Below are 26,607 nucleotides of genomic sequence, written 5' to 3' on the forward strand. Positions count from 1 at the left end.
AGCCTTTCCTCCGAAGGTTCATTCTGTCGCGAATACCTTTAATGTAGGCGTCCGTAACACCCAACACAAAGATCACTTTAACCGACTCTGGAATCTTGGAGAGATAAGTGTTCGTGCACCGGGTAATGATTTCCGGAATCTCTTTGAATGATTTTGTAATGAGAGCGCCAGAAGTTTTATAAACAGAGTAGCCCTTTTTGGCCGACTCCTTTTCATCCAGCCTGGAGAGGCTGCAGCGAATAAGTGATCCGAAATGGTACTCTTTCTCGCCTTCACGAATCCGATTGCTAACTGACTCGTTGGGGCGCAGCATACCTACCGCCTTCAGGATTTTTGTGAGATTCCCTCTAGTAATTTCCCCACCGAACGCGACATCATCAAAACTTCCGCTTTGATAGATGTCTGCCTGTGTGGCACCTTTCGAGAACCCAAGCACCATGTACTTCGGAGCTTGACTCCCCCACGCGCCGGGATCTTTGCGCATCTTCCATTTTCCGAGATCCTGGGCGCAGCTTGATTTTGAGTTGAAGCACAATGAGCAATCAAGGCGGCCGTGCTTCGGAAGAGAGATTGTATTGTCCATATATCCTCTTTTTATAGTATGGTTAGGCAACGTGCTGGGTGTGGCGGATTCGTTGATTTACGTGCATGACCGTTACGACCTGTCCTGCATCGCCTTTTATCATGGCCACGTTGCCCAGCTTATCCAGCGCATTCCTAAGCTGAATGAGCTTCTTTTCCGGAATGAAGCAGAGACATTCACCGCCCTTTTGGTAAAGGTCTTCTCCAAAAGTCCGAAGGAGCTCAATCTGCAGCTCGGAGATCCCCCGCTGCTGACGTCTCTGACGAGCATGGTCTGTCATGTAACGATCTGCCATGTTATCCACCAGTGACTTCGTTGGTCTTGGACAGCACTTCCATTTCTTCGTAGAAGAAGACGCGCATTACACACAACAAGAACTCTTTTCGATCAAGCTCGTAAAAGTCAGCCACCGGGAACACTGCATCAAGTGGCAGTGAAAAGACGCCTGATTCCAGCTGTTCCAGCGCCTGAATCGTTGCGCTCGGATGCATAACGATCAGCTTGTCAAACTTGTCATCCAGCTTCAGGCGCTCACGCTGATGCTTCAAGAAAGCTCCGAATGCTGCAGGCGTCTTGATCGTATCAATGGTCTCATAGCCACCGTCGAGGCTCTTAAGGGTTGACTTGAAACCACGACGACCCAGCAACCAACGCCGCGCAGATGCGCTTTCCACCAACACTCGCTGCTCATCACTGGATTTAAACGAGATCAGCTCCCCTGCACTCACGGCGTTCCTAACCGTCCGAATGTCGACGTTTGCCAGCAGAGCTACTTTATAGAGATCGATCGGACTGCCTTCATCCAGCCCAAAACGCCCATCGGCCATAGAGATAATGTTGTCCCAGGCAGCGCACGGCCAATAATTCTCGCTAGTCACGAGTTTTAGAACGTCCGATCCATCGATTACGATGTCTTCAGGACCACCGTTCTTGGGCTCAACGCCGTTGTACGCGTACTCGTACACGTCGATCAACGTTTGCCAAGATGGGGACTTGCGAAGGTTTTCCCTGGCCGTGTCCAGGTCTGCATCAACACCGAACACCTGGTCCATAACCCCCTTGATTCGAAACTGGCTCTCTAGGGCCATGAAGGTGTTCCATGCTGCGTCAAAGAAGTCTTCAAAGAGTTCGTCTTTGATTGCTGCAGCACTTTTCTCTTTTGCCATTCCACTCTCCTAAAGTGATGTTTTCTGGGAAAGAATCATTAAGTGATCCCAGTATGGCAAGCGGCGTTGTTTGCGTCAAGCAAATAATGAAGTTTTCTGAGAAAACTACACTTTATCCTCAATCAACACCGTAGCAGTGCAGAATGCATCCACACAATCTGTGGACAACATTTCGTATATGCGACCTTAGCTACTGATTTATATATACTTTCTATAGTGCTTAAGGATTAGGCGTTGTTTACAGCAAGATTTCGAGTTTTTTCGGGCGCGCGTGGCTGGAAATCCATCAAATCTCTGCCAGTTTTCTTGAGATTACTGGATGGTTCGCACGCTTATCATGCGATCCGTTCGCTTCGCTGCCTTGGTAGCCATCTTGTTGACTTGGTCTTTTGTAGTGGCTTTTTTGCCACGCAACGCAATAAATCCAACTATGAGACTTGATCCCGACGTTGTGTGAGGTATATATTCGCCTCAACTAAACTCGGGAGCAGTCGATGCGCAGCACTTACGCAGATGTCTCATCACACACCTACCGCGCCAAGTCCGCGTGCACTCTTCTAGGCATCTCTGAAAACACCCTTCGTGTTTACAGCGAGAACTCTGGCATCCAGGTAAGCCGTGCGAAGGAGACTGCTTCTGGCATTCCCTCTCCTCGCATTTTTACGCCTGATGTCATCTTTGCTCTGGCGGCCTACCGGCGCGACCAGGGATACGTCAAGACGCCACCTCATTCGGGTGTCCCTATTGTCATCACGACAAGCGTGATGAAGGGCGGCACAGCCAAGACGACCTCTTCCGTTGAGCTGGCAACTCATCTCCAGCTCCTGGGTATGCGTTGCCTCGTCATCGACCTTGATGTGCAGGCCAACGCGAGCCAGATGATGGGCTACGAAGCTGACCTGACTGCCGATGAAGCTGAAGAGTACGGCGTCAATCAGGAAGCGATCGTCAAAGAGACCTTGGCCACCGTCTTGATCCCTTACCTCGAACGCAAGCCCGGCGCTGACCGGATTCCTTCACTGGAGGACGTGATCAAGAAACCCTTCGGTGAACATGGGCCGCATTTGCTGCCTTCAGACATCTATGTGTCCGACATCGAGAAGAACTTGCTTTTTTACACGGGGAAGCTCAACCGGAACTTGATCTTTAAGAAGTTCCTGGCTGACTCGTGCGCTGGCAAGATTCCCGGTTTCAATCTCAGCGGTTATGACGTAATCATTTTTGACTGCCCTCCTTCGGTCAGCTGCACTTCCACATGCGCTCTGGCTGCTGCAGACATCGTGCTCGCTCCGATCCGTATGGATGCGTTCTCCCTCAAGGGTCTGACTAAGCTGTTTGCGGAACTCCAAGATCTGCAAGAGAGCGTCTTCGTGGCGCCCGAGCTCATCATCCTGCCGACTAACTACAGTGCCAATATCAGTCGGGTAGGCCGGATGCAAGGGAAGCTGAATCCATACAAGGAGTTCATCTCCCCCATCTCTATCTCGGCGAGTGAGGAATTCCCGAAGTCTCTAGAGGGCTACATGCCGCTGACGATCCAAAAGCCGCTTCAAGCAGGCTCGAAGGAATATAGAGAGTTCGCTGTCTACATGCAGAACAAAATTATGGCGCTGGCAGAGAAGCGCATGGCAGCTGAGGGTGCAGCAGCATGACTAAGCGCAGATCTGATCGCGGTCGCGAACTTCCGCCGCTCGTGATGGGCGGCTTTAAGCTCCCTGCTGCACAAAACATCGATGACTTGCAAAAGCGTCAAGCGCTCATGATGCAAGATGACATCGAGACTACAGATGTCGCTGTTGTTGAGCGACCTACTGAAGTTGTTGAATCATCTATGCAGGTACAAGGTGCTGTCGGCCGTGTTTACCAAGAGATCCCCGTTGCACTCATTGATCAAAATCGGTTCCATCCGAGATCTCTTTATCCAGATGATGTTGTCGCCGAACGCGCCGAGGCACTTCGCGTTCAGGGTCAACACGACCCCATTCATGTCATCCCACACCCTGATGCACCAGGTCGCTACATCATTTGTGACGGCTGGACCCGTGTACTCGCGTGCGTTCGTCACAAGATCAAAGACGCCTTACTTGCCGAAGTCCACTTTGATCTGACTGAAAAGGAGGGTGCATTTCTCGGCTATCAGCAGAACGAAGAGCGCTCCGCGCACTTCCACTACGATCGCGCAATGTTTTTTAAGAGCTTGCTCGATGACGGTATGCGTCTAGTCGAGATTTCTCAGCTCACTGGCACCGACGAGACCGTCCTGTCTCACTATTCATCCTTCTGGAAGCTTCCATCGGAGATTATGGATGTCGTTCTTGCCAATCCGCAAAAGTTCACTGTTAATGCTGTCTATCCGATTTACCTGACTTTCAATGCTGTCGATGCTCATCAAGCTCTAAAGCTTGCCAATCGCTATCAAAAAGAAGACCGGTCGATCGCATGGCTAAAAGAGCAGAAGCAACTGATCGTTGAGCATCAACGCACAACGCGTAAGCCACGGAAAGCTCCAGGCACCAAAGTTAACTACGCAAACGGTTCGTTCAAGCAAAACGGTCAAGATTTCAAGCTGGCGCTCACTGTCGAAGAATCTAAGGTTGAGGATTTCAGAAGACGGCTTGAAGAACTTCTCGAAGAGTTCGCAGTTACTAGCACTACTCCGGCTGCTACCCAGGAAGAAGCTACAGACTAAAATACAGGCAACACCAAAGAAAAAAGACCCGGACAAAGTTCCGGGTCTTTTTTTGTCTGCACTTCCGCAACGAAGTACAGATGTCGCCATTTTTTCGTTAACCGACTACATGAATCACGATATTTTGGCGATCTTTGCATGGGTTGAAACGTTTCAACTTTGAGCGTCCGGCTACTACTCGATAGATCGCTTCCTGAACTTGAAACGTTTCAAGTCGCACCTACATCGAATGTGACGGCAGTCCTGCACAGTTGAAATGTTTCAACGACTGCTCATTTCAGCATTTGGATTTGTCTGTTCTATTGCCTCTCCAGCGCAACTTGAAACGTTTCAACTCCAGTCTCTACCTGCCGCAGTGACAGGGCACATTGTCAGGGTTTGGGATGTTCAAATACTGAACGCATCCACGTAGGCATGACCTGGGTTCAGGGAATGTTGAAATTTTCATCTCATGCCCGACTGCTTTCGTAAGTACATCCATCCCGAACTTGAAACGTTTCAAATCATTCAAGCACGAATTGAAGCGGCTTCTGGAAGAGAGTTGAAACGTTTCAACTCACAACGATTCCCGCTAAAGGTTTTGCGATGGACCATCGCAAATGACTTAAAGAACGCTATTGCGTTAGTGAGCGAATGCGAACGGAGTTGAAACGTTTCAAAAAGAGGGAAATTAAGGATACCGTCGCACTCAATGTGCATTAACACCGCAAGGAATTGCCGCAACTATCACTGATCGATAATTGAAACATTTCAACTCAAAACCGTCAGGGACGAATGTATAACAGTAGAGCGCGGAGCCCGAGACCCGCCAAGTGTTAACTTGATCGCCCTTAGTTGCCAATCAGTAACTTGGTTAACTTCATTCAAAAGAGTGGCTTTTCATCAATCACATGGCAAAAATGCCACTTGGACATAAAAGTTCACTTAGAACAATTATGCTTATACGTTTCAAGTTGTTCAGTGTATATCCACCCGCACAAGTAAACCTGTTTTGAATAACTAAACCAAATGGGTTTACTTGTGTTTCGCGTGCAAGCCATTGATTTTCGGTCATTTTTTTATGAGAGGCGGTCAAAAAGGGCGTGACAAGCCGCCGTGGACTGGAGTATCGTCAACCCCGATTCGGGGACCGAGGTGGTCCCTGGGGGAAAAGGATTGTTTATCGCGTAGAGATCGCTTAGATGTGATTCCACGCCGCAGAATGAGAAAAGCCCGCTAGCGGGAACTAGCGGGCTTTTCGAGATGCGGTACAACTTGATTGGTGTTTTCTGCTAGCCGGGAAGCCAACATAGAACTCCGTGACAAGAGCTATGTTACCTCCACCGCAGAAAACGTCAAGGATTTTGCACGCCATATTGTTGATACAAGAACGGCGGGCATGAAGACCCTTGGAGTTTTCGGATGCCTACAACGACGGTAGAGCCGTCTTCGCCCCCGCGCGCCCAGCCGCGCCCAGGCATAGCGCCCAAAGCGCGCTTTCTTCCAGCAGCACTCGTGCGTGCACGAGCTGCTGCGCTTGATCCTTACAACTGCCTTGATTTGGACCGGACGGCTCGGATGAGCTTGTATGGCATCTTGGCTTTTTACGATCGGAGCAAGCCGCTCGATGCCGTCTTTGCCAGGCGGGAAACCTTGCTTGCTGAAGCCATGTTGGGCAGCTTGCCGACCTTGTTTCGTGGGTTAGCAACCCTAGAAAAGCATGGCTACATCACGCGTGAACAGGGACGCCGGCTGTCGCGTGCGGAGTACGGGCAGTATTCCATTAGCCGGATCTGGCTGACGCGTAAAGCGCTGGTGATGCTCGGGCTGCCAGTGCCGGCTGTTTTGGATGGGGCAGGGCAGGGTAGGGTGGATGATGACGCTATGGCCTGGGGTGAGTTGCCGACTGTGCGTCTTGACGGCGAAAGCCAAGAGCTGACCGAGGCTCAGGTCTTTGAGGAACTGGATCTTGTCGACTTCAGGCCTGTTTATCCACAACCCCGGTCTATCAGTGTGATAGACCGTATACAAGATAGTGAACGTTCCACTGGTCTACAACTCCTTACAGGAGAGCAACCCCTGAGCGTGCGAGAAAAGACTGAACGACCTGATGGGGTAGGGGAGTCGTCAGGAAAATCGGATAGAAAAAGCCGGTTGCCAGCGGAGTTGGTCCCATTGATGGAGCTCGGCGTCTCTAAAACACGAATCTGTTTGCTGATGCGGATCGCTCGTCAGGCTGGTAACGCGGGCAAACTCGGTGACGCCGTAAAGCTGGTGTGGGGACGGATCTGCTCGAAGCGCGGAAAAGAAGTGTTTGCCTACCTGGCCGCCGTGGTTCGGCAGCAGAGGGACTTTGCACGGACATTGATGATCCAGGCTCCCGATCCGGCGACGGTTACGGCAAGCGAAGGTCAGCGCCTGGGCGATAAGCTCCGCGATTTGCTGAGCAGGTGCGGCGGCATGGAGGTCATCGGCAGGGCAGGGCGGATGTTGGGGGTACTGCGAGCGTCCGGCGAATCTGGCTACATTGAGGGCTACGATGAGACCGGTGTTCGGCGGACGATGCCGGCCAACGTCCGGTTCGCGAAAGCTGTGGAAGAGGGGAGTCTTCTGTTGCGGCCAGCGCGTGTCTGGGCGTAAAAGAGGGCTGGGTTGGGCCTGCGGCCGGGGCGTGAAGAAGGAAGTGCTTTGGTTGCGCAGGGCAGGTGGATGACGCCACCCCGGACGTTGCCGGGGTTGGCTTGCTGCGATGCAGACCTACAGAAAAAATCATTGATTCCCTCAGGCAATCAATGGATTAATCAAAATTTAGTCGACTAAATCTCCCACTACTTGCCCTGCTTGTCACCCCCAAAGAACTTGGACATCTCAGCAATGGAGCGCTTCCGCTCCGCCTGGACATAAATAGATGTCGTATCCAAACTCGCGTGCCCCAACAGCTTTTGCATGACGTCCAGCGGAACCTCGTTTCCCACGGCGACCGTAGCAAAAGTGTGCCTCAGCGCATGCGTCGCCCGGTGCCGAAGGATCTCCCGTTCCTGGTTCGTCATCTCGATCCGCTGATCGTCCGCCACGGTTTTGAGCGTCTTGGTGACAATCCTCCACAAGGATCCTGGTACGAAACCGTGCGCCTGGCCACTGTCCTCTTGTAGGTGCTTTTGGGAAGCTGTAGGTGTTGAAGGGATTATGATCGGCGACAACAGATGACTGTCAGCATGAGATTTGAGATCGTCAAAATCCTGGCCCCTGTCTTCCCAGTGCTCTCGGATCGCCTGGACAGCCGCATCCGGCATGAACACCGTCCTCCACCTGAGCCCTTTGCCGAGCACAGCCAATTCAGCCAGCGGAATCCCGGCGTTCACGATCATCTTGAGTCGCCCGCGTGTCGCTGTCGCAGCTTCCTCCCGCCTGATTCCGGAATGCCCGATGAGGAGTAGGGCGGCTTTACCTAAGCGCATCTGTGCCTGCTCATTGCCAGGCCGGTGCGCGATGGCTTGGTCAAGATAGCCGCCTTCTCGAGATAGTTCTTTCCATAGATCCTCTGGGAGAGCCTTGTCGATCTGCATGCTCTCGATGGGCTTCTCCTTCCGGGGATTGGCGACCGCAATCCATGGGTTGCCGGCCAGATAGCGGACATCCTGCAACCACGTAAAGAAGCCCCGAACAATGGTGACGGCGTGCTGTTGAGAAGCTGGAGAGAGGGGGCCTTCGAAAGGCTTCCAGCGTGGTGACCATCTCTTAGTACGCGGCCCGATCCACTCCGGATCCGGGGCTGCCAGGAACAGCTTGTACAGCTCGCAGTCGTCGATGAGGAGGCTAGAGAGCGGCCGGCGACGCTTATAGATCGCCCATAAGAGAAGCCGCTCCAGCTCCTTTTGATACGCGCGAAACGTGTGGCTTTGGCTCTTAAACTTGACCAGGTACGCCTGGACGGCTTCCAGGTCGTTGCGTGCGTAGATCAACGAAAACTTGTCCGCCCGGTTGATCCCTGTCGAGCCGTCCAGCTCCGCCGGCAGCCGGATCCCATCTAACGGCACCAGGATCGCCTTGGTGCCATGGGGATCTAACACCACGGCCGGCAGCGCGGCATCGGAAGCGGTCTTGGTGCCGATAACCGTCAGACGACCCAAGGTTTTCTCGTGCCGCTGGAGCCATCGAAGGATCGAGGCCGCTTTGCCCTCACCAAGGCGCGGAACCGGCCTCCACCAAGAGGGGCCGCGCAGCTCGATCAGGCGATGGAGATCCTGGAGGGTTCGGACGCCTTCCGCCTGCAGGTGCTTGGCGACCCTTGGCTTGAGCCAGGCTGTCACTGAGTCAGATGGCTGAGGTTGGCTACTGTGAAACTCAGCCGCCTGGAACAAGAAATCCAAGGCCACTTTGGACCACCTGGCCGACTTCCGTGCGTTTCTGAGGGCGTCTGCGATGTGGGGATTGGCGGCTGAAGCCCGGTTGATCAGGTGATCCCGCATGTCGTCGAGGCGGCCCTGCAGGTCAGAGGGCGACTCGCAGCCGAGCTCCTCCAGGTCGTCCTCAGTGTAGTAGTTGCCAGCGATGAACGAGATGTCCAGCTTGTTCAGGGACGCCCGGAGGGCTGTGAAGTCGGCGCGCGTGTAGTGCGGCTCTTCGGGGGCGACGACTGTGTTTTGAGCCATGTTTTCCTCAATTACCTGGGCCTGGACGTCTCCAAAGAACCCAAAAACCCGCATTCGACATTATAAATCGAAGAGTGATAATAAGACTTATCACACTTGAACGGGTTTCAGAAAAGCGATTGAACTTGTTCATGCTGCAGCTACAGCTCGAGAGCGTCTTCGCTTGGGATGACATGCTCTTTCTGAGGCGATCAGTAGGAGTTCTGTCTCATCGAGCTCCACGTCATCATCTGAGAGCTTTGCGATCGCTTCGGCAAGCTCGACGTACGTAGGTCATGTCCGCCGCACGCAGCATGTTGAGCTGATTGACCGTGAAGCAGCACTTGACCAGATCAGGTGCCTTACCATGTCGATTAACCCGCCGTGTGGTGATGACAAAGCCCCGTCGTCGCCGGCTCACACCGCGCCGTCCGGCCAGACGCATCAGGCACCCGTTTGCTGCTGACCTTCACTCCCTGATCGATCAACTCAGCATGAACCCGCGCCCGACCGTAGGTGCCGTAGGAATCAGCATGGATCGTTCTGGTCCACTCAATCAGCGCCGCATTGCCGATCGCACGACGGATGGGCTGGCGCTCATACCATGCGTAGAAACTGGGCGATACTTGGAACACACGACACTGGGTACGGGGAAAGTCGGCTTGGTTCGCCATCACGAGTTCGAAGAGTTCGACGAATCCACATCGCTCATTATGGCGAACTAAGCCGTAGCCTTTGCCAGGATGTTGCACTCCATCTTCACCTGGCGCAATTCTCGACTTAGGTGCACCAGTTCCCCACGCTCTGCACTCTACGGACCTTCCCCGCCCGGCAGGGGCTTGCCTTCATCGCGGGCCGCCTGGGCTAGCCAGATCATGATTGTTTGTGTAGTGATGGCCAAACTCCCGCGACAGTTCGGCCGGGCATGGCGGACTCCCTGTTCCTGAAGGATGAAGAGTCCACAGAAACGGGGCAACTTCAAACTGGCAAGTATTCATGCCAACAGAGAGGCATCTTCAATCCAGTTTATTTGGTAAAAATCACAAATATACTGTGGAAATAGTCACTTTTAACGATTTTACTTGGCCTTGTTGCACAAATCTCCAATCTCAACTGATAGTCTGTGTGCATGAGTGATGGCAAGTGCCCGTGGGGTAGATACAAGGCGACAAACTGAGCGGACTACCACGCAGAACTCAAAGGCCGAGGTTCTCTGACGATTTGTGCAACAAGGCCAACAGTACGGAATATCGAATATTTAAGTCCTTGGATGCAGACGAGCAGCAAATCCGTGAGTTGCTGTGAATTAGGATGTTGAAATGTTCATCAACAGTACAACAAGTTAAGGTTAGGTTTGTGATGAATTTGTATGCTGCGCTTGACATGAATAGTCGATTTATAAATTCGGCAGTAATCGATATTCAGCGCCGCCATAAGACATTCGAAGACTTGTGCAATGGCCGCAACGGGGCAGAAGTTCTTTTTGAGTCGCTTTTTCCAAACAACATGCCGATCACTGGCTATGTATCCAATCGGCAGCGGGACAAGCAGAATCCAAGATACGCACAGATGGCGATTAGAGTTAACGCCGCTGGTCGGGATTGGCCTTTTCCGGAAGGATGCGCCTTCATCGCCCTGGGAAGATGGCCCACTGAATCATCTTCTCCGATCTTTCTCATCAGCAACTTCATTGAGACTGCCGATCTGCCTGCGCGATCTTTCGAGCGCGAAGTCACTGCATTTGCCGTGCATGACAGTCTTCAATTCACGCCGGGCCAGCAGCGCATTCAGCGCGTCAATAATCTGCTCACGCCACAACTGCTGGCCGACTTGCCGCTAATCACGCAGCAAACCGAAAAACAGTTGGCAGAGTGGACTGAATTTCTTCGATGGAAAGAGAGCCTCATACGTCACAAGGCACGCGGTTTGCGCTACATCAGCCGTGAATGGCGTGACGAACAGTTGGTTTTTTCCTTGGTCTCGCAGAGCGCACAGGCTTTGCAAAAGGACCGCAAGGCCTTGGGACGTGATGATCTGGTGGCCTTTCAGGTTGGGCAATCCAAAGAAGCGTGGATGTTCGGATTGCCTGAAAGGGAGGAACGACGCCTTCCTCGGCTGGGGCAGGCCGGCAAACTCTCGGAGCCTGCATCGTTACCGAAAGATAGGAAATTACCCAAGGACGACGACTTGTCGAAATGTCCTTGGCCTACGCCCGTGCTTGCTGAATTGACCGTCTCATTGACTGAAGACGACGCGAATGATCTCGCCAACGCTGAGGAGTCAGATGCATTGCGCGAGCGCATCTTAAGCCGAATCCCGGAGTCCGGCTTTCTGTCCATTTCAACGGCGGGTGACATGAGCCTGATCAAACGCCATCAGCAGGCGCTGCGACAGTTGCAGGAACAGGGTGGTTATGCGCCGTATCTGACTGATTATCTGTTTGAGGCTGCACAGGTTTCCGTTCCACAGCGTCTGGAGCCGGTGACGCAATGGGCCAACGACAAGCTCAACTCGGCCCAGAAAGAAGCCGTGGTCAAGATTCTTTCCGCGCCGGATTTGTGTTTGGTTCAAGGGCCGCCGGGTACGGGTAAAACCACGGTGATCGCTGAGGCCATTGTCCAACTGGCGCGGCGCGGGCAAAGGGTGTTGCTGGCATCGCAGGCGCATACTGCCGTGGACAACGCGCTGGACAGGCTAGGCCATGATGGTTCCTTGCGTGTTGTGCGACTGGCACGGGATGAACGCAAAGTGACGGAAGATGGCGCGGCCTTCACTGGGCAGGCATCCATGCGGCGTTACTACAAGGCCTTAGCAGTGCAAACCGAAGACAGTCTTGGAGTGTGGAAGCGCGGAGACAAAGATTTACGTCTCTTGCAAGAGTGGCATGAGCGCGCGGTTTTTGTGTTGCACGACGAAGAAGAGTTGAACACCAGACGCGGGCCGCTTGAAACAGAGTTGGCATCAGCCCGTAGGCAGACAACGCAGGCTCTGCAGGCGTATGACGCGGCCTGCGCGATGCTGGATGAAGAAAAGGCCAAACGTCAGCGCCTGCACAGCATTCAGGCCTTGTTGCAAGGCGAAGCCGAAACTCTACATGACGACTTGAGAGATGTAGAACTGTCTGCCAATAATCTGGTGCAAGGTCTTGCTTCCTGTGGGGGGGGAGGCTTGCTCGTAAAGTTTTCGATGGACGATTGGCTAACCCATGCAGGTAGCCGAGGCGCAATGCTGGCGCACATGCTGGCCGTGTGGCGACGCTTCACGAATGTGCGAGAAGCCATTGCTGCTGATATTCGCCGCCTGCGTGAAGCTGCAGGCAGCCCGATTCAGGATGCCAGCACCCGGCTACGTATTGAATCGCTTCGAAACGAGGTCAAAGCCTTGGAGGAGCAGATGGAGAAGGACGATGCTTTCGTAGATGCATGGAGAGCAACGCGCAAGGAGCTCAAAGAATTGGAGCAGGCTGGTGTGGGCTTGGACCGCAGCCGTTATGACGGGCTGTTTCACGAAGCTAGCAAATGGTGCGCCCCCAATGGAAACGCGACCCAACTTGCTGACGAAATGAGTACCAGCCTGACAGCGCTGGAGAGTGCGGAGCCGGTCATCGATCAGGCCATCGAGATTCTGAAACAATCTCTACAGACTCAGTTGTCCCAGCCCGTGCCCGAAGTCCCGAACGATGGCATTGTCCGAGCCGCACGGAACCAGGAGCGCAGCGCCCAAAGTAAGCTGGATAACTGGGACGCGCAGCGCAGGCAGCATGAGCAGAAGGTTAAGGCCCTGTTGCAGGACGAGGCGATCACGCAAGGCAACCGATTGCCACTAGAACCAACTTCAACTTTGTCGCAGCGCATCGAAACCGTCGCTCAAGTCATCAATGCCTTGGAGAAACGTCAGGCGAGCCAGCTGCATGAACGCCAGACATGGGGGCCGTTGCTGGAAGATTGGATGCACGATTTACGCCGCAACAACGCCGCAGAAGAAGACTGGCACCATCTTGGCGCGGATTTTCTGGCGAGCTGCAATGTAGTGGCCATTACCTGCAACGAAAACGAGCGCACACTGGACGATTCTGGGCAGACGAGTTTTGATGTTGCCATCATTGACGAAGTAAGTAAGGCTACGCCGCTGGAATTGCTGATGCCCTTGATGCGCGCGCGCCGCGCCGTGTTAGTTGGAGATCACCGCCAGTTGCCGCCGCTGTTTCAGGAGGGCGATGAAGCCCGTAGCTTCATGGATGAAGCAGAGGAAAATGAAGCGGCTAACGCTGAGGAGGACAGCACAGGCAATTCATCAGAAGCGCAGACCTTGCTGACCCGCGATAATCTGCGCCGCTTCGAGAAGATGGTTACAGCCTCATTGTTCAAGTCACATTTCGAGATGGCGGATGATGCAATCCGGGCACGACTTAATGTGCAGTTCCGCATGCACCCGCAAATCATGTCGATGGTGAACCATTTTTACGAAGGCCAGTTGGAATGCGGCCTCCTTCGGCCTGACGACGACCCAGACCCTAAGCTTCGTCGTGTTCACGGACTGATATTGGAGAATGTAGACGGTGGCTCGCCACTGCTAACTTCGGACGACCATGCATTGTGGGTGGACACAACCTACAACCTGCACAACCAGATTCACCGTGAAGACATGGACGGTAAGCAGCCCCGGCGCACCAATCGCCTGGAAGCGGAGTTGATTGCCGAAACGCTAGAGCAAATCGAGAGGCAATCTGCCGCACAGGGCTACTCGCGATCAAACAAGCGCAAAGTCGGCGTGGTGTCTTTCTACGCCAACCAATGTCGAGAAATTCGCGCTGCCATCCGCCGCCGCCGCCCGCAGGGAGCCAATGGCCGATATGAATTTCTCGATGTTGAAGTCAATACCGTGATTCGCTATCAGGGCAAGGAAAAGTCGATCGTGCTGGTCAGCATGGTGCGCCACGATGGATACGACCCTTTGCGATCGGGCAATCAGCCTCGGCGTCGTTCTAGCAAGGCCAATGTCGCTCGGTTTGAATTTATCAATGTGGCATTTTCTCGCGCGCAGGAGTTGCTGATCGTTTTTGGCGCGAAAAGCATGTATTCGTCCTATGAGGTGGATTTGCCGCGTATGGACAGCGCAGGCAGCGTGAAGCGAGCCGTTTACAAAGACATTCTGGATCAACTGGAACGCGATGCACGGCTGGTTCCAGCAAGGCAGTTGATGTCACCAGGCATGCTGCCCCAGCAGCCACAACAGCAGCGTGGCAGGTTCAATACCCCACCCAATCGGACGGCTGCGCTCAAGGGCGATAACTACGGTAATCGGGGAGGCCGCGCATGAAGCTGGCTGAAATTTCCGTTCCCTTGCCCTTGTATCGCATTGATTCCGATGTGACCTATCACACCGAGCGTAAGCCCACAGTGTTCGAACGGATGGTGTTACGACTGTGTGATCCTGGGCTCCAGTTGCCAGACAAACAGAACTTGTCTTTGTTGGGTGTTTTTCGCGATCAACTGGGCGCAGGCGATGTGCGTGAACTGCTGGAAGGCTGCATATCTGAACTTTCCGCTTTGGGTGCTCTGCCCAGACGGTACGCTCTGGATACGCTTGAGGCACCTCTAACTGAGCTTGAATTGACTGCTGATGGTTTGCAATTTTTGCGCAGCGACAGCCTGCCGGTGCGTTCGCGTACGATCAAAGTCAGTCATCACTACGACCCTATCGGCGATGAGATCAAACCGGTCAAGAAGGATGGTTGGCTGCCGAGGCAAAGCAGCATGAGCATCGGCAGTGCCGACAACAACTCTTTGAGGCCGCAAAATCCGTTGCCGCAAGTTGAACGCGCCATAGCGAAGGAAACATATGACTGGAAGAACCCTGCGACAGTTATAGATCGCATCGTGCCCGTGGTGCAGCCAGCGGGATGGGTAGAGCGCCGACTAGAGATCTCGTGCAGCGAGGACGGTGTGCTGTCCGCACATGCCCCGCGTGATGCAGCATTGCAGCGCTGGCTGGAGCAAGCACAATCCGAACTGGCATGGGAAATTTTGCTTGCCGATGCACTGACAAGCAAGCCGAATGCTCTGCTTCCCGTTATTGACTCTTCTGTTATAGGGGATGCCCGCACTGCTCATCCCATTGCTGCTACTAATGGGGGCGCAGTCAGAGCACGGTTGTGCATCGTTGCGCAAGGCGTTGCGGCGGCGGATGTAGCAATACCCACCATCGTTTTGTCGTCAGAAGTGAGCGCACCGGAATTGGTTGCCGATGGTAAACAACCGACCGTGTTGACCCTGCTTGTGCCCATTCCCTCAGGACTGATGACGGGATTTCGTAGTTTATCCTTGCCCCAGGTTGGCGGAGCGAGTGCTCAAGTAGAAGTGGCCGGTAACCTCCGCCTCTACTGGGCCGGACAACCGCGCTTGTGTGGCTTGGCGGTTACTTTGAACGACCAGGCTGCAACCGTGTTTTGGGCCAAGCTGAGCAGCGAATTAGAAGACACTTGCGAGCACTCCGATGACCCACGCATTGCCTTCATGCCGCTAGCGTGGCGGGATGTCGATGCAATCGGAGAAACTCTCTGGCCGTGGCTTGCCACGCGTGCTGAACAGCCCCTGGACGATCTGATTGCATTGGTCGAACCCGCTACACAGGCCATTAGTTTGTGGCTGCCCGACAGGAAAGACTGGAGATCTGCGTGGGAAGGTTCTCTGGCAAAAGCCATTGATGAGTCGTTGAGGCATACGCCCAATCAGCTTGAGCCTGAAGAAATCATTTCTCTTTTGATCCAGGTGGCTCAGATGTTGCGTGCAGACAAGGCTGTGCCTCTGCAAGCCGCGCTGCTGCGTCATGCGGCCCCCATTCGCACCTTGGAGTCGTTGGCTAAGCTTCGATCTGCCTTGCCTTCCACCACTGAAATTCCCGAAGAATTGCTCTCCGTCGAATTGCGGCGTGTGTGGTTGGAAAACGTATTGGAGCGCAAGGAATCGAAGCTGTATGGCCCACACGCCTTACAGCAGTCGGTGCAGGACATTGAGAAGGCCGTTCAGGATGTTTACCGGAGTATCGGCGAGGAAGCGTTGAAAGCGGCGGCTGATAAAAAAATGGAGGTGCGTACCTTGACCCCTCATGCCTGGGATGCTGTGCGTGCTTGGCGCAACGCTGCGGGGAGTTTCCGCGATCTAAAGGTATCGTTGCCCCTCTGGGATGCGTTGAATGATGCGGTGGAAAGCTGGAGCCTTCTGGCGCAGGAGAATTTGGCACCAGTCGAGATTGGGCATCGCATCGTCGTGCTGGATACCAGCGCTCTGATGGAACATCCTGAGCTTTTGAAAGGGTTGAGTTCCAGCGATATTTTGGTGGTGCCGCGTCGTGTGCTGAGCGAGCTGGATGGTTTGAAGAGCAGTGAAGATGAGACTCGCGCGGTCAAGGCACGCGCGGCTATCCGCCAGTTGGATGCAAACTCGTCCCATCTCCGCCATGAAACAGACTATGCAGCCTTACTACCTGCTGAATGGGATTCCATGCAGCCCGACCATGCCATTCTTTCAACGGCGTTATTCTTTCGGCTGAATGATGTGTTGTTTGTGAGTAATGACATCAACTTACGGAACAAGGCGCAATCACTTGGCCTGAACACGCAAGATTCCAAGTCATATGCGCCTGTGCGCCTTGTGCCCGCTGCTGCGCCAAGCATACATTCACGGAAGAAAGATAAAAAAAATAGAAGGAAATATAACCATGAGTCGGGCAGATGAATATCACTTCCAAATTAAACTACAACGCAAACAAGAGCTTGATCGACAGCGCGTGCGTGACACGACGCGTCCGTTCCTTGAGCGCTACCGCAGCTTAATGAATGATGTCTCCAGCCAAGGGCTGGACGATGTAATTCCAGTAGAGTTTCGTGAGTTGAGCTCTGAACTTTGGCGCATGGAGGCTTTGCTAGAGTCTGATCCGTTTGCTGCCAGAGATATGAGTCGCGCCTTGAGTGGTCGGTTCCACGGCTTACCACGTTTTGCGCGTGAGCAGCGCCGTTCCCGTCAAGAGGCTGAGCTAGCCGCAGCTGAGGCATTCCGTAAAGCGCAGCAAGCTGAGTTCGAGCGACAGTTGCAGCTAAGAGCAGAACTTGAAACAGCATGGCGCGAGGGCTTGAGTGGCTGGAGCACGCCTGTCGCACTCAACGCCGCGTTTGCCGAGTTGCAGCAACTACGGGAGCGACTACTTGGCAATGCTGCCCACAACATGACCTCAGCGCAGATTTCAGCCGCCTTGCGCGAAGTTCGGCAGCGGTATGAAGTGGACGCTGAACGCCAGTTGCAAGAAATGAAAGATCGTGTGCAACGCGAGGTCGTGGCCGATGTACTGACGCTGCAAAGAGAGCAATTGGAGCAGGAAGCGAATAAGGACGGTGGCGAACGCGCTGCCAAGTTGCGTGAGGCATTGGCTCATGCAATAGGACTTGCTCCAACAGAGCAGGCTGAAGTCTTGAACCAACTGGTGCAAGATCGTGACAAAGCTGCCGTAGACGAAAGCCAACGCCGTGAAGTCGTGCGTGCGGTGTATCAGTCACTGCAACAAGCTGGTTTTGTTGTGGATAGGCCAGAGCTTCTTGTATCGCAAGGGGAAGACCAAGTGCTGATTCGAGCCCGTCGCCCTGCTGGTGCCCAGGCAGATTTCCGCGTCAACTTGAGCGGCCATCTCAGCTACAAGTTTCATCAATACAAAGGCAAAACGTGCGAGAAAGATATCGCGCCGGTCATGGCAACGCTACAAGATGCTTACGGAATCAGTTTGAGTGACAAGCGCGTGATTTGGGTCAATCCAGATGATCAGGATCAAGACGCTCGTCCTTACCCTGATGCGACACAGGAGAGAAGCAAATGAGTTCAGCTTTGTTGCCGTGGCAGGAAGACTTTCGCCGCGAATGTGGCATACGGCGCGGTGTGATATTGCATGGAAACACCGGGGATTTGACATCCAACCCCGAGGCTCCAGGGCAATGGATTGCTTTACCAGCCGCGTTGATGAACCTGCTGCGTCAGCGTGGGTATCAGCATGTAGTTTTCTGGAACCGCGTCAATGGTGTCAGCGGCGTTGATGCGAGGACTTGGGGGGAATTGCAAAGCTCAGTTACACCAGCTTCCGTAAGAGAAAGCATATCTGAGGGGAGTGCCTATGACATGGGGGATTTGCCGCCGGCACCTATGGCGAGCCCCGCATCCAGCAGCATCACGGCAAGCGCGGATGACTTACTGACCGTTGCTGCGCAATGGCTGAGACAACCGCGAACCGAAAAGCCTGTCGCTTTTGTCTTGGACTGGTCTCATTATCTATTTGGTAGCATCAATTCGTTGAGTGAGAATGAGCGCGGATGGCTACTGCGCCTGGGGCAGGCTACCCGTGATGCCGCTGTGGTTCGCAATGCTGAAAGCATTGGTCAGCCGCAATCGCTGCTGGTGTTGTTGTGTGGGGGCTTGAATGTGTTGCCACCATCCATCTACCTGAACAACCCCTTGTTTAAGGAAATAGGAATTCCCTTGCCGGCAAGACAAATTCGCGAGTCTGCCGTACTGGGTTTGAAAGAAGTGTTTCGGCTGCAGCCCCCTTTGCAGCAAGGCGGAAGAGAGTTAGCTGATTTCGTGGATGGCTTGGAAGGCCAGTGTATCCGCGACATTCACAATCTCGCACGACTTTCACGACAGGAGACTGAAGTCTCAAGTGCGTTGTCTCTACTCAACCTGTATCGCCACGGCCGCAGGCACAGTCCTTGGGAGCAACTGGATCACAAAAAACTTCAGACCATTGTCGAAACGCTGGGACGGCGTGTCAAAGGTCAAGGCGAGGCCATTGAATCGGTACGGCGCATCCTCGTGCGCGCCTTCACGGGACTTTCGGGACTTCAACACTCCTACAGGCAACGCACGCCCAAGGGCGTGCTGTTTTTTGTCGGTCCTACGGGCGTAGGAAAAACTGAACTGGCGAAGTCCATTGCCGAATTTCTCTTCGGCGACGAAGAAGCCTGCCTTCGCTTCGATATGTCTGAGTTCAACCACGAGCATGCTGACCAGCGGTTGGTGGGGGCACCGCCTGGTTATGTGGGCTACGAAGCGGGCGGGCAGCTGACCAATGCGGTCAAGCAAAGACCATTTTCCCTGCTGCTGTTTGATGAAATCGAGAAGGCACACCCGCGCATCCTTGATAAGTTTTTGCAAATTCTGGAAGATGGGCGTTTGACCGATGGCAAGGGCGAAACTGTGTTGTTTTCGGATACCGTAATCGTCTTCACATCGAATATTGGCGCAGCCGAAGTGCACCATGAGAGCCAGGATGTGCGCAATGAATTCATCCAAAAGGTGCGACAGCATTTCGTGCACGAATTAAAACGCCCAGAATTGCTCGGACGCATTGGCGAAGCCAACATTATTCCTTTCAACTTCATGCGTGACGATAGCTTCTTGATTGATATCGCCCGCGCTAAGTTGGAGCCGTTGCGCAAAGGGCTGAAGGATAAATGGGGTGTTTCGGATTTGAGGCTGGTTAGGGAAGCCGAGATACTGGCTTTGCTTGTCAGGGAGGTGGATCGCGGAACGGGCGGTCGCGGCGTCCCCAATGCACTGACGAATAAGCTGATTGATCCACTAGCTGATTTTTTATTTGAGAAAATGGCCGATCCTGGTCAGATCCGGGGAAATGCAATTGAGGTTCATATTGCAGGGGGAAAATTGTTATTCGAGTTGGAGTGAAATGTGCATTGGCTGAACATGGCATCTCGCCTACCTTGTACCGAAGCAGAAGGGCCGGGGCGAAGAGCTGCATTGTGGGTTCAAGGTTGCAACAAGCGTTGCCGAGGCTGCTGCAACCCAGCGTATCTGCAGCTGACCGAGCGTGAACTTGTTTCGGCTTCATCGGTTTTCGACTGGCTGGAAAATGCACATCATGCGCATGATCTTGAAGGGGTGACCTTCCTCGGCGGCGAGCCTATGCTGCAAGCGCAAGGCTTGGCTGTCGTTGCGCAAGGAGCGCAGTCACTGGGGCTGTCGGTGATGGTATTCAGCGGATATACAAAAAGCGAACTTGATGTGTTGCAATTACCTGGTGCTGATCAACTACTTCGTTACACGGATGTGTTGGTAGATGGTCCGTATGACGCGAATTTACCGGAGCATAGTCGCCGTTGGGCAGGTTCTACGAATCAACAATTTCATTACCTGACAGCGCGTTACGATGTGCGGATTGAAAGTGATGGTGAAGTCGAGCGTGTGCTTGAGGTTCGCCTGAAATCAGATGGATCGGTGTTTATAAATGGGTGGCCAGAAAAGGTCTTGCGCTAAAAGCTTCCATCTGTGAGTTGTAAGCCCCGACCGATACCATCTTTCGCCAGCCCCTTAGCTCGCTAAGACCTCTATGCCCAGCGCCCGTCCTGAAATTCGTTGGACAGGCTGGTGCGTAAGGCCTTGGAGCAATAAAAAGCTTCGAATCCGTTGTTATGGTTTATTTGTGCTAGCCCGTGGAAGAAGCGGATAACAGTTTCCTTTGTTGGTGGGTCGCAGTCGAGACGGCTACCTTCGTCTACATGCAGCACGTTGGCGCTGGAAACGATGCCGTGCTCGGCCAACTCCTCACACAGGGCTAACAGTTCGTCTACCGGTTCTAGTCCCAGTACGAAATTGGTCCAGGACTTGCCACGTCCGAACACGGTGGCGGCGTGCTTGAGTCGATCAATGAAGAAATCACGTCCAAGCGCACTCTTTCCGGGACAATACTTGCTGAACCAAGGGTCGTTACCCACCTCAAGATTGAATACCACAATGGCAACCCCGGCTTGCTTGAGCTTGTTCAACCGAGCCAGATCGTGCGGCGGTGTCATTACCGCAACAATACCTTCCGTGCTCTTTGGCGCAACCTGTTCCTTAATGTGGGCAGTGATGTCGCAATAGATATCGGCTTGGTTATCGAGTTGGTCGTCGGGCAGGTTGCCAGAGATGAGTATTACGTGCATGTGATCTGAATAGCACTCTGCCTGTAACGCCAAGTCGATCGATTCCGACAGGTTGCCTAAGTAGGACGCCCTCATAGCTTCCCAGCCGAGGGCTCCAGGCCGCAGGTGCGCTGCATGCAACGCGTCGTTTGGATTTTTCACGGCTACGTTGTTAACACCGCAAAACCTGCAGACGTTGGAAATGAGGCAGCCCTTCCAAGGAATGATGTTTAGTTCATCATAGCCGCAGGCCGAAATGTACTTCAGGGCGAGATCTCCGCTGGTCAGGCGCTGTGCGTAATACTCCGGCTGTTTAACGAAGCTGACCGTAACGCCATCACTGGCGGACTGTTCGCCTATGCGACACACCAATTCTCCAGAGGTGGCTACGTCCACTGTGACGGGGCTACGTTTGCCGTGGGCTGACACGCAAGAGACTACAGTGCTATAACCGTCTTCGCCCTCAAGGAATAATTCTTGAGGGCGCTCACGGGCAAAACCTTTGGGCGCGTTATAGACGAGATTTTGGCCCTTGGCGCCCATGCGCGTAGCACAGTCGATTGCTGCGGGAGTAAAGACTACCCCGCGTGTGAGAATCTCAGCCTTCAAATCTGTTTCAGGTGCAAGGATCATGGTTTGATGTGAAAGAAACGCAGCCACCATCCCACATGGAATAGCGGAAAAAGGATCGGGTAAGCGAGTGCCGCACCTAGCGCTTGTGGATGGCTCCGGGTAATGGCTAGCCCGAGTATACCCAGCCAGCCAGCACAGGCTAGTGGCGCTTGTGGAGCCAGTGCCGCGAGTGTGGCCACATGGAGGATGGGTAGCAGGTGATAACAAAAGGCGTGGATCCACAGCAGTCGGCGATCCTGCCGGGACAAAGTGGTGCATGACACCGACTGCCGAAAGCCGGTGGCCCAGCGCAAGCGCTGCTTCCATAGCGCTGAAAACGAGTAGGACGGCAACTCGAAGGCTACTACGTTCTGGGCATAGTGATAGCGCAGGTGATGCTTGGCGGCATGTAGCCCGATGGATAGGTCGTCGAGGAAGGTATCTGTGCTAGGCAAAGTACCCTCAAAGCTAGCTGTCTTGAGCAGGAAGCACTGGCCGGGAATTGTCACGCCGAGGTGCATTCGCCACAGCATAGGTCGCAGCACGGTATGGGAAAGCAGCTTGTCAACCTCCACCAGGCGCGAGATGAAGTTGGACACTTTGCGCGACTGAATCCGGCCCCAACCTAGCAGCCTGTCGGTCTTGAACCGGCCAGGTCGATAAAATGGGGCCTGAAAGGCCGAATTTCGCTGATTTTTGTCGTAAGACGCACGATTTTCCCTTGTTTTTGCTACTGCGGACGCAATACGGCCATGCGCTTCAAATTCCAGGCGAGGCAAACCAGTGTCCATTCACCGGTGACTTTCTTCAGGCCGCGCAGGGAGAACTGACGAAAGCCCAGCACGGACTTGATGATGCCGAACACGGGCTCGACGGTTTGCTTGCGCAACGCGTAGAGGGCTCGGCCCGCCTTCGTTTTCAGCTTGTGCGCCATGGCCTGGGCGGGCGTGGCATCAGCTGGCAAGGCAGCCGGCTCGGTAAAGCGTTCCGTCGGCGCCGGATGATGCTCATCCCGCTTCACCGCAATGAACGGCTCAATACTGCTCTCTTCGCAGGCACTGACATTCTTGGCGCTGTAAAAACCCGTATCCGCCACCAGTGCCTGCGGCCGACCCAGTGAGGCCGGCAGCGCTGCCAGTTGCTCAAGCATCGGCACCACCTGTTCCTTGTCATTGCAGGCTTGCGTCACGTTTAGTGAGACAACCAGCATCGTGCCCGTATCAACCGCTGCCTGCGCGTTATACGCTTGCTCAAAGCCGCCGCCGGCAACCGGCATGATGCGCGATTGTTCATCCGTCAAATTGAGCTGGTCTTGCGCCTTCGGCCCGGCAACCGGCGGTTTCGGCGGCTTGCCACCGGGTTTCTTGCCGCTTTCCTTAGCCTTGGCTTCTCGACGCGCCAACTTGCCTTCGTACTCGGCTTGCTCTTTCTCAAAGCGGGCTTTCGCACGTTCTTCGATCTTGGCCTTGGCGGCTGCCATAGCCCCCAGTCGGGCCTGGCGTCGAGCAATTTCCTCCGGCAGATTCATGCCATCCGGCACGGCGGATTGGTCGGCCTGTTCGGCCGTCGCCAGCAAGGACTCAACTTCTGCCTTGAGCTGGATTTCCAGTTGCTCGATATGCCCGTGTGACAAAGCGCTGTGGCGCGAGGCGTTCGCCTTGATCTTGGTACCGTCCAGACTGATCGTGCCCAGCTTCAGGAGCTTCATTTCCCGCGCCATCTCCAGTACTTGCACGAACAGGCCAGCCAACTCGTCGAGAAAGCGCCGACGAAAGCTCGCCAGGGTGTCGTGGTCAGGGTGGGTGCCAGCCGCAATGAAGCGAAACGCCACCGAGTCGTAGGTCGCCCGCTCTATCTTTCGGCTTGAGAAGACGCCGTTGGCGTAGCCATACACCAGCAATGCCAATAATACCGAGGGGTGATACGCCGCGCTGCCACGACCCGCGTAGGCTTTCTCCAGGGCACTGACGTCGAGTCCATCAATCACCTCAACAATAAACCGGGCAAGGTGGTCTTCCGGCAGCCATTCATCGACCGAGGGCGGGAGCAGATAACCGGTCTGGCGGTCTACAGGATGGAAGCGGCTCATTTCTCAGGATCAGTTCGGTGGGCAAGTGCGCATTATCCCATTCGCGCTGCGTTAGTCCGACAGGCTGCTAGGTCGAAATTGCCGTCCATGGTCTGCGTAACCAAATGAAGCAAACCTGGGATGTCGGCGGCGATGTCGTTGTCCAAGCTAAGTAGATAACGATGATCTGTGCCCTGCAACGCATGCAACAGCTTACGGTACTTGGTCCCCTGGATATGAGTAACGCGGATGGGAAAGTCAGCATCTGGCGCGTGCAATGCGTGCGCCGACTCCACATACAACTCCATGACTAAGCCCGGATATCTTAGGTGCAGCTGGTTGCCTATTTCGATTAGTTCCGGTGTTAGTCGTTCCTGCCCGCGTAGGTAGGTGACGATGGCCAGTTCAGACATGCGCCCTCTCTCGTTCGCTGAGCACATAGAGGTGATCCAATTCGATCGGGACGCCATAATCGTACGTCCCGTCGGACTGTGGCTCACGGGCGACAACGCCATTTAGGGCAACGTTCGAAAGCAGGTCGGCCGAGTTGTTGTGGCAGTCATGTATGGCGCTATTACGCATGACTATCTGAAATCTTGATCGAATCGGCTAGGCCGAGGTTCATCAACTGGCGGGAATTTTCAATCACATCGGGGCAATGAAATGCCTGGATTATCCCGTCCATCACTTGGCCAAGGTTTTCGCGGGGAATGACGATCTTTTCCGCCAAGTTGGCACGGTTGTCGTTTTTGTAGGCGATAAGGTCTTGTAACATCACATCGGAGCAAGGAGAAAGAGGCAGTATCGTAGCTAGCCGGCCGATGTCTCCTCTGTATTTACAAGCCGCAGCATAGGCCGCGTGCCAGCGATAGCCACCGTACAGGCCGCAAATTAGCTCGGGCGTTAGTTCGCGTGAGATAGGCTCGTTCACTGTCCAGCGCTGGCGCAATCCATCTTGCAGTTGTGGCACGATATGGCTATGGGCAGGATGTACGAAGACAAAGGATGCGCCAGCCTTGTGTCGGGCTTTGAAAGACTGAAAGGCTGCTAATCCGAAGCGATGCATGATGATCTGTGGTACTACACGCCACAGCGGATCATCCAGATCGCTGTCAATGATATTTAGATCATCCAGTTTGTTGATAGCGCGCAAGCGGCCCGACAATTCGCTTTCTGATGGACCGCCGCCCATTAGGTCGAAAAAGCTGGACAGCAGAAAGGTCAGTTCGTCGCTATCAGTCATGGACATCTATGATCACCTTTTCATCGAGTTTCCGTGCCATGGCGATGGCATTGCCAAAGTCGTGGGCTGCAAAGCAGATCTCGGCGATCCTGGCGTTGGAACTGCTTAGGTTTTCCGGCAGCAAGTCACCGACGTTCTTGCGGACTGTAACTTGGTACGCATGTGGCAACCTGCAAGTAAATTTCGCCAGACGGCCGGATAGGCGCGCTAGCACATTTTTTTGCACCGTAAACGGCGCGAAAGACGGCGTACTTCCCGCAAGTGCCAAGGCGGTATAGCTGGAAATGTCCGCAAATCGCTTTATGGCGTCCAGACCTCCGCCAATGCGGCAGGAAAAATCTAGTGCGTAAGCTTGCCCTTTGATTACGATGAAGTCGAACTGGCCAAAGCTAGTGCAACCTGCGCTGTACAGGGTTGAGCACCACTCGTAGATGGTTTTGCACAAGGCAGGGTCGTGTGGTACTGCAATGTAACTGTCACACACCGGCCTTCCGTGGATCCAGACGATGATCTTGCGAAATAGGCGCAACACGGCCGGCTGGCCCTGGCGAACAAACACGTCGACGCTGTACTCATCTCCGTCTAGATAGTCTTCCACCACGACCCGGACGGCTTCGTTGTCGAGCACGGAGAGCATGATGCAGCTGGCGTCCTCTCGCACTGCCCGAGCGATCGCGATGGGATCAAAGTGTCCCGCTTCAACATGGCGAACAATGCCATAGCCGGAATAGGCTGCATCGAGCCGAGCCAGATAGTGGTTAGGATAAGGCGCCGTTATGTCTTCAAGATATCGCCTTTGCAAGCTATGTAAACCGGATGCAGTAAGCCGAGTAGAGAGATAGTGCTTGGAACGGCTGGCATGCAACGCGTCCGGAGAAATGTTGGCAACACCAGCTCGGATCGCCCGGCTTACCCAAAATTCATTGAGTGGGATAACAGGAGCACTGCTATCTGGGAGGTTTTCACTGCAGCTAACCAGCGTGCGGTGCGGTGCCGGAATGTACTCTGACATCGTCGCGTTTTCTAGGAGCAGCACTGCTATCCCTGCTTGCTTGGTAACTTCAACGAATTGCGGAATATCCTCGATCGACGAGGCACCTGCGATCACATAGTCAGGCATGGCTAGGTTCTTGCATTTGAGCGAAAAATGCAGCCGTCTTCAGCAAACCTACCTCTAACTCTGTCGTGGCTTGCCAGCCTAGCACTCGGTGGCACTTCTCCAGATCGGGGCGGCGCTCTTGTGGATCGTCGATCAATGCAGAAGTATGACGCAAGTAAACCGGCATCTTTAGCACCCGACCAATAAGGTGCGCCAGTGCAGTGACCGACACCTCGCGGTCTGACCCTAGGTTAACGGGCGTAGCGCAATCGCTGATCATGAGAGCGATCAAAGCCTCAATCATGTCGTCTACGTAGCAGAAGCAACGCGTCTGGTGACCCTCGCCGTAGATGTCGATGGGTGTGCCGTCAAGGATACGGGTGACAAAATTACTGACAACACGGCCATCATCACGTTGCATGCCCGGCCCGTACGTATTAAAGATGCGAGCGATGCGCGTATCTACCCTGGGCGCGCTCTAGACTGAAGTGCAACACCCCGATTTGGTAGGGTGTATGCATGGGAAATCACTACAGCCAGTTGTCGATGGACGAACGCAATCAAATTCACCGATGCAG

The 26,607-nt window shown here is 54.1% G+C and carries 20 protein-coding genes; 8 read left to right on the forward strand and 12 right to left on the reverse strand.

Annotation, left to right across the window (positions count from 1 at the left end; genetic code table 11):
- The 3 genes from ETQ85_RS24465 to ETQ85_RS24475 form a co-directional block, all read right to left on the reverse strand.
- A partial coding sequence (locus ETQ85_RS24465) for a hypothetical protein (RefSeq protein ID WP_148581621.1) occupies window positions 1-583 on the reverse strand: 583 nt, incomplete at its 3' end.
- 22 nt (window positions 584-605) lie between these two features.
- Window positions 606-878, reverse strand: a complete 273-nt coding sequence (locus ETQ85_RS24470; RefSeq protein WP_148581622.1) for a DUF4258 domain-containing protein — start codon at window positions 876-878, stop codon at window positions 606-608.
- Window position 879: 1 nt separating this feature from the next.
- Window positions 880-1,749: a hypothetical protein gene (locus tag ETQ85_RS24475; RefSeq protein WP_148581623.1), complete on the reverse strand. Its 870-nt coding sequence runs from the start codon at window positions 1,747-1,749 to the stop codon at window positions 880-882.
- Between the two features lie 494 nt (window positions 1,750-2,243).
- Here ETQ85_RS24475 and ETQ85_RS24480 point away from each other — a divergent pair, with 494 nt between their 5' ends.
- The 3 genes from ETQ85_RS24480 (at window position 2,244) to ETQ85_RS24490 (ending at window position 7,057) form a co-directional block, all read left to right on the forward strand.
- On the forward strand, window positions 2,244-3,401 hold the full coding sequence (locus tag ETQ85_RS24480; RefSeq protein WP_148581624.1) for a ParA family protein: 1,158 nt from the start codon (window positions 2,244-2,246) through the stop codon (window positions 3,399-3,401).
- Window positions 3,398-4,438: a ParB/RepB/Spo0J family partition protein gene (locus ETQ85_RS24485; RefSeq protein WP_148581625.1), complete on the forward strand. Its 1,041-nt coding sequence runs from the start codon at window positions 3,398-3,400 to the stop codon at window positions 4,436-4,438. Before ETQ85_RS24480 ends, ETQ85_RS24485 begins: the two co-directional genes overlap by 4 nt.
- A 1,557-nt stretch (window positions 4,439-5,995) precedes the next feature.
- Window positions 5,996-7,057, forward strand: a complete 1,062-nt coding sequence (locus ETQ85_RS24490) for a replication protein (protein WP_148581626.1) — start codon at window positions 5,996-5,998, stop codon at window positions 7,055-7,057.
- 188 nt (window positions 7,058-7,245) lie between these two features.
- Here the strand turns inward: ETQ85_RS24490 and ETQ85_RS24495 are convergent, their stop codons facing one another.
- Both ETQ85_RS24495 and ETQ85_RS24500 read right to left on the reverse strand, forming a co-directional pair.
- Window positions 7,246-9,069 (reverse strand): phage integrase family protein, encoded by a 1,824-nt coding sequence (locus tag ETQ85_RS24495; protein WP_148581627.1) that lies wholly within the window; start codon window positions 9,067-9,069, stop codon window positions 7,246-7,248.
- Window positions 9,070-9,422: 353 nt separating this feature from the next.
- Window positions 9,423-9,800 (reverse strand): IS3 family transposase, encoded by a 378-nt coding sequence (locus tag ETQ85_RS24500; protein ID WP_148581628.1) that lies wholly within the window; start codon window positions 9,798-9,800, stop codon window positions 9,423-9,425.
- Window positions 9,801-10,359: 559 nt separating this feature from the next.
- Between ETQ85_RS24500 and ETQ85_RS24505 the strand changes: the two genes are divergently transcribed.
- Genes ETQ85_RS24505 through ETQ85_RS24525 form a run of 5 tightly spaced genes read left to right on the forward strand, consistent with a single transcriptional unit; the run spans window position 10,360 to window position 20,360 of the window.
- Complete coding sequence (locus tag ETQ85_RS24505; protein ID WP_222862297.1) at window positions 10,360-14,367, forward strand: DEAD/DEAH box helicase; 4,008 nt, start codon at window positions 10,360-10,362, stop codon at window positions 14,365-14,367.
- Window positions 14,364-16,784 carry a PIN domain-containing protein gene (locus tag ETQ85_RS24510; protein WP_148581629.1) on the forward strand — a complete coding sequence of 807 codons (2,421 nt, stop codon included), beginning with the start codon at window positions 14,364-14,366 and terminating at the stop codon, window positions 16,782-16,784. The genes ETQ85_RS24505 and ETQ85_RS24510 overlap by 4 nt, the downstream gene beginning before the upstream one ends.
- Window positions 16,768-17,913, forward strand: a complete 1,146-nt coding sequence (locus ETQ85_RS24515) for a coiled-coil domain-containing protein (RefSeq protein ID WP_148581630.1) — start codon at window positions 16,768-16,770, stop codon at window positions 17,911-17,913. Before ETQ85_RS24510 ends, ETQ85_RS24515 begins: the two co-directional genes overlap by 17 nt.
- A complete protein-coding gene (locus ETQ85_RS24520; RefSeq protein ID WP_148581631.1) occupies window positions 17,910-19,772 on the forward strand; it encodes an AAA family ATPase in 1,863 nt (620 codons plus the stop codon). Before ETQ85_RS24515 ends, ETQ85_RS24520 begins: the two co-directional genes overlap by 4 nt.
- A gap of 3 nt (window positions 19,773-19,775) precedes the next feature.
- The gene (locus ETQ85_RS24525) at window positions 19,776-20,360 is read left to right on the forward strand and encodes a 4Fe-4S single cluster domain-containing protein (RefSeq protein WP_148581632.1); all 585 of its coding nucleotides are present in this window, start codon (window positions 19,776-19,778) and stop codon (window positions 20,358-20,360) included.
- A gap of 71 nt (window positions 20,361-20,431) precedes the next feature.
- Here the strand turns inward: ETQ85_RS24525 and ETQ85_RS24530 are convergent, their stop codons facing one another.
- From ETQ85_RS24530 to ETQ85_RS24560, 7 genes are all read right to left on the reverse strand, one after another.
- The gene (locus ETQ85_RS24530; RefSeq protein ID WP_148581633.1) at window positions 20,432-21,640 is read right to left on the reverse strand and encodes a radical SAM protein; all 1,209 of its coding nucleotides are present in this window, start codon (window positions 21,638-21,640) and stop codon (window positions 20,432-20,434) included.
- Window positions 21,637-22,410 carry a glycosyltransferase family 2 protein gene (locus ETQ85_RS24535; protein ID WP_148581634.1) on the reverse strand — a complete coding sequence of 258 codons (774 nt, stop codon included), beginning with the start codon at window positions 22,408-22,410 and terminating at the stop codon, window positions 21,637-21,639. The genes ETQ85_RS24530 and ETQ85_RS24535 overlap by 4 nt, the downstream gene beginning before the upstream one ends.
- On the reverse strand, window positions 22,350-23,708 hold the full coding sequence (locus tag ETQ85_RS24540; RefSeq protein WP_148581258.1) for an IS1182 family transposase: 1,359 nt from the start codon (window positions 23,706-23,708) through the stop codon (window positions 22,350-22,352). Before ETQ85_RS24540 ends, ETQ85_RS24535 begins: the two co-directional genes overlap by 61 nt.
- A 32-nt stretch (window positions 23,709-23,740) precedes the next feature.
- A complete protein-coding gene (locus ETQ85_RS24545; protein WP_148581635.1) occupies window positions 23,741-24,100 on the reverse strand; it encodes a hypothetical protein in 360 nt (119 codons plus the stop codon).
- A 161-nt stretch (window positions 24,101-24,261) separates the two neighbouring features.
- Entirely contained in the window at window positions 24,262-24,936 is a 675-nt protein-coding gene (locus tag ETQ85_RS24550; RefSeq protein ID WP_148581636.1) for a hypothetical protein, read from the reverse strand.
- Complete coding sequence (locus ETQ85_RS24555; RefSeq protein WP_148581637.1) at window positions 24,923-26,050, reverse strand: ATP-grasp domain-containing protein; 1,128 nt, start codon at window positions 26,048-26,050, stop codon at window positions 24,923-24,925. Before ETQ85_RS24555 ends, ETQ85_RS24550 begins: the two co-directional genes overlap by 14 nt.
- Window positions 26,043-26,483, reverse strand: coding sequence for an NAD-dependent epimerase/dehydratase family protein (locus tag ETQ85_RS24560; protein ID WP_281283129.1), 441 nt, complete (start codon window positions 26,481-26,483; stop codon window positions 26,043-26,045). The genes ETQ85_RS24555 and ETQ85_RS24560 overlap by 8 nt, the downstream gene beginning before the upstream one ends.
- Window positions 26,484-26,607 lie beyond the last annotated feature (124 nt).

This window comes from Zoogloea oleivorans (genome assembly GCF_008107625.1).
Taxonomy (GTDB): domain Bacteria; phylum Pseudomonadota; class Gammaproteobacteria; order Burkholderiales; family Rhodocyclaceae; genus Zoogloea; species Zoogloea oleivorans.

What these genes read in the sequence shown, in the direction of transcription:
- ETQ85_RS24540 (WP_148581258.1), bottom strand. Translation starts at nt 23,708, where the DNA reads ATGAGCCGCTTCCATCCTGTAGACCGCCAGACCGGTTATCTGCTCCCG.
- ETQ85_RS24510 (WP_148581629.1), top strand. Translation starts at nt 14,364, where the DNA reads ATGAAGCTGGCTGAAATTTCCGTTCCCTTGCCCTTGTATCGCATTGAT.
- ETQ85_RS24490 (WP_148581626.1), top strand. Translation starts at nt 5,996, where the DNA reads ATGAGCTTGTATGGCATCTTGGCTTTTTACGATCGGAGCAAGCCGCTC.
- ETQ85_RS24495 (WP_148581627.1), bottom strand. Translation starts at nt 9,069, where the DNA reads ATGGCTCAAAACACAGTCGTCGCCCCCGAAGAGCCGCACTACACGCGC.
- ETQ85_RS24485 (WP_148581625.1), top strand. Translation starts at nt 3,398, where the DNA reads ATGACTAAGCGCAGATCTGATCGCGGTCGCGAACTTCCGCCGCTCGTG.
- ETQ85_RS24555 (WP_148581637.1), bottom strand. Translation starts at nt 26,050, where the DNA reads ATGCCTGACTATGTGATCGCAGGTGCCTCGTCGATCGAGGATATTCCG.
- ETQ85_RS24550 (WP_148581636.1), bottom strand. Translation starts at nt 24,936, where the DNA reads ATGTCCATGACTGATAGCGACGAACTGACCTTTCTGCTGTCCAGCTTT.
- ETQ85_RS24475 (WP_148581623.1), bottom strand. Translation starts at nt 1,749, where the DNA reads ATGGCAAAAGAGAAAAGTGCTGCAGCAATCAAAGACGAACTCTTTGAA.
- ETQ85_RS24535 (WP_148581634.1), bottom strand. Translation starts at nt 22,410, where the DNA reads ATGGACACTGGTTTGCCTCGCCTGGAATTTGAAGCGCATGGCCGTATT.
- ETQ85_RS24530 (WP_148581633.1), bottom strand. Translation starts at nt 21,640, where the DNA reads ATGATCCTTGCACCTGAAACAGATTTGAAGGCTGAGATTCTCACACGC.
- ETQ85_RS24545 (WP_148581635.1), bottom strand. Translation starts at nt 24,100, where the DNA reads ATGTCTGAACTGGCCATCGTCACCTACCTACGCGGGCAGGAACGACTA.
- ETQ85_RS24515 (WP_148581630.1), top strand. Translation starts at nt 16,768, where the DNA reads ATGAGTCGGGCAGATGAATATCACTTCCAAATTAAACTACAACGCAAA.
- ETQ85_RS24480 (WP_148581624.1), top strand. Translation starts at nt 2,244, where the DNA reads ATGCGCAGCACTTACGCAGATGTCTCATCACACACCTACCGCGCCAAG.
- ETQ85_RS24520 (WP_148581631.1), top strand. Translation starts at nt 17,910, where the DNA reads ATGAGTTCAGCTTTGTTGCCGTGGCAGGAAGACTTTCGCCGCGAATGT.
- ETQ85_RS24505 (WP_222862297.1), top strand. Translation starts at nt 10,360, where the DNA reads ATGTTGAAATGTTCATCAACAGTACAACAAGTTAAGGTTAGGTTTGTG.
- ETQ85_RS24470 (WP_148581622.1), bottom strand. Translation starts at nt 878, where the DNA reads ATGGCAGATCGTTACATGACAGACCATGCTCGTCAGAGACGTCAGCAG.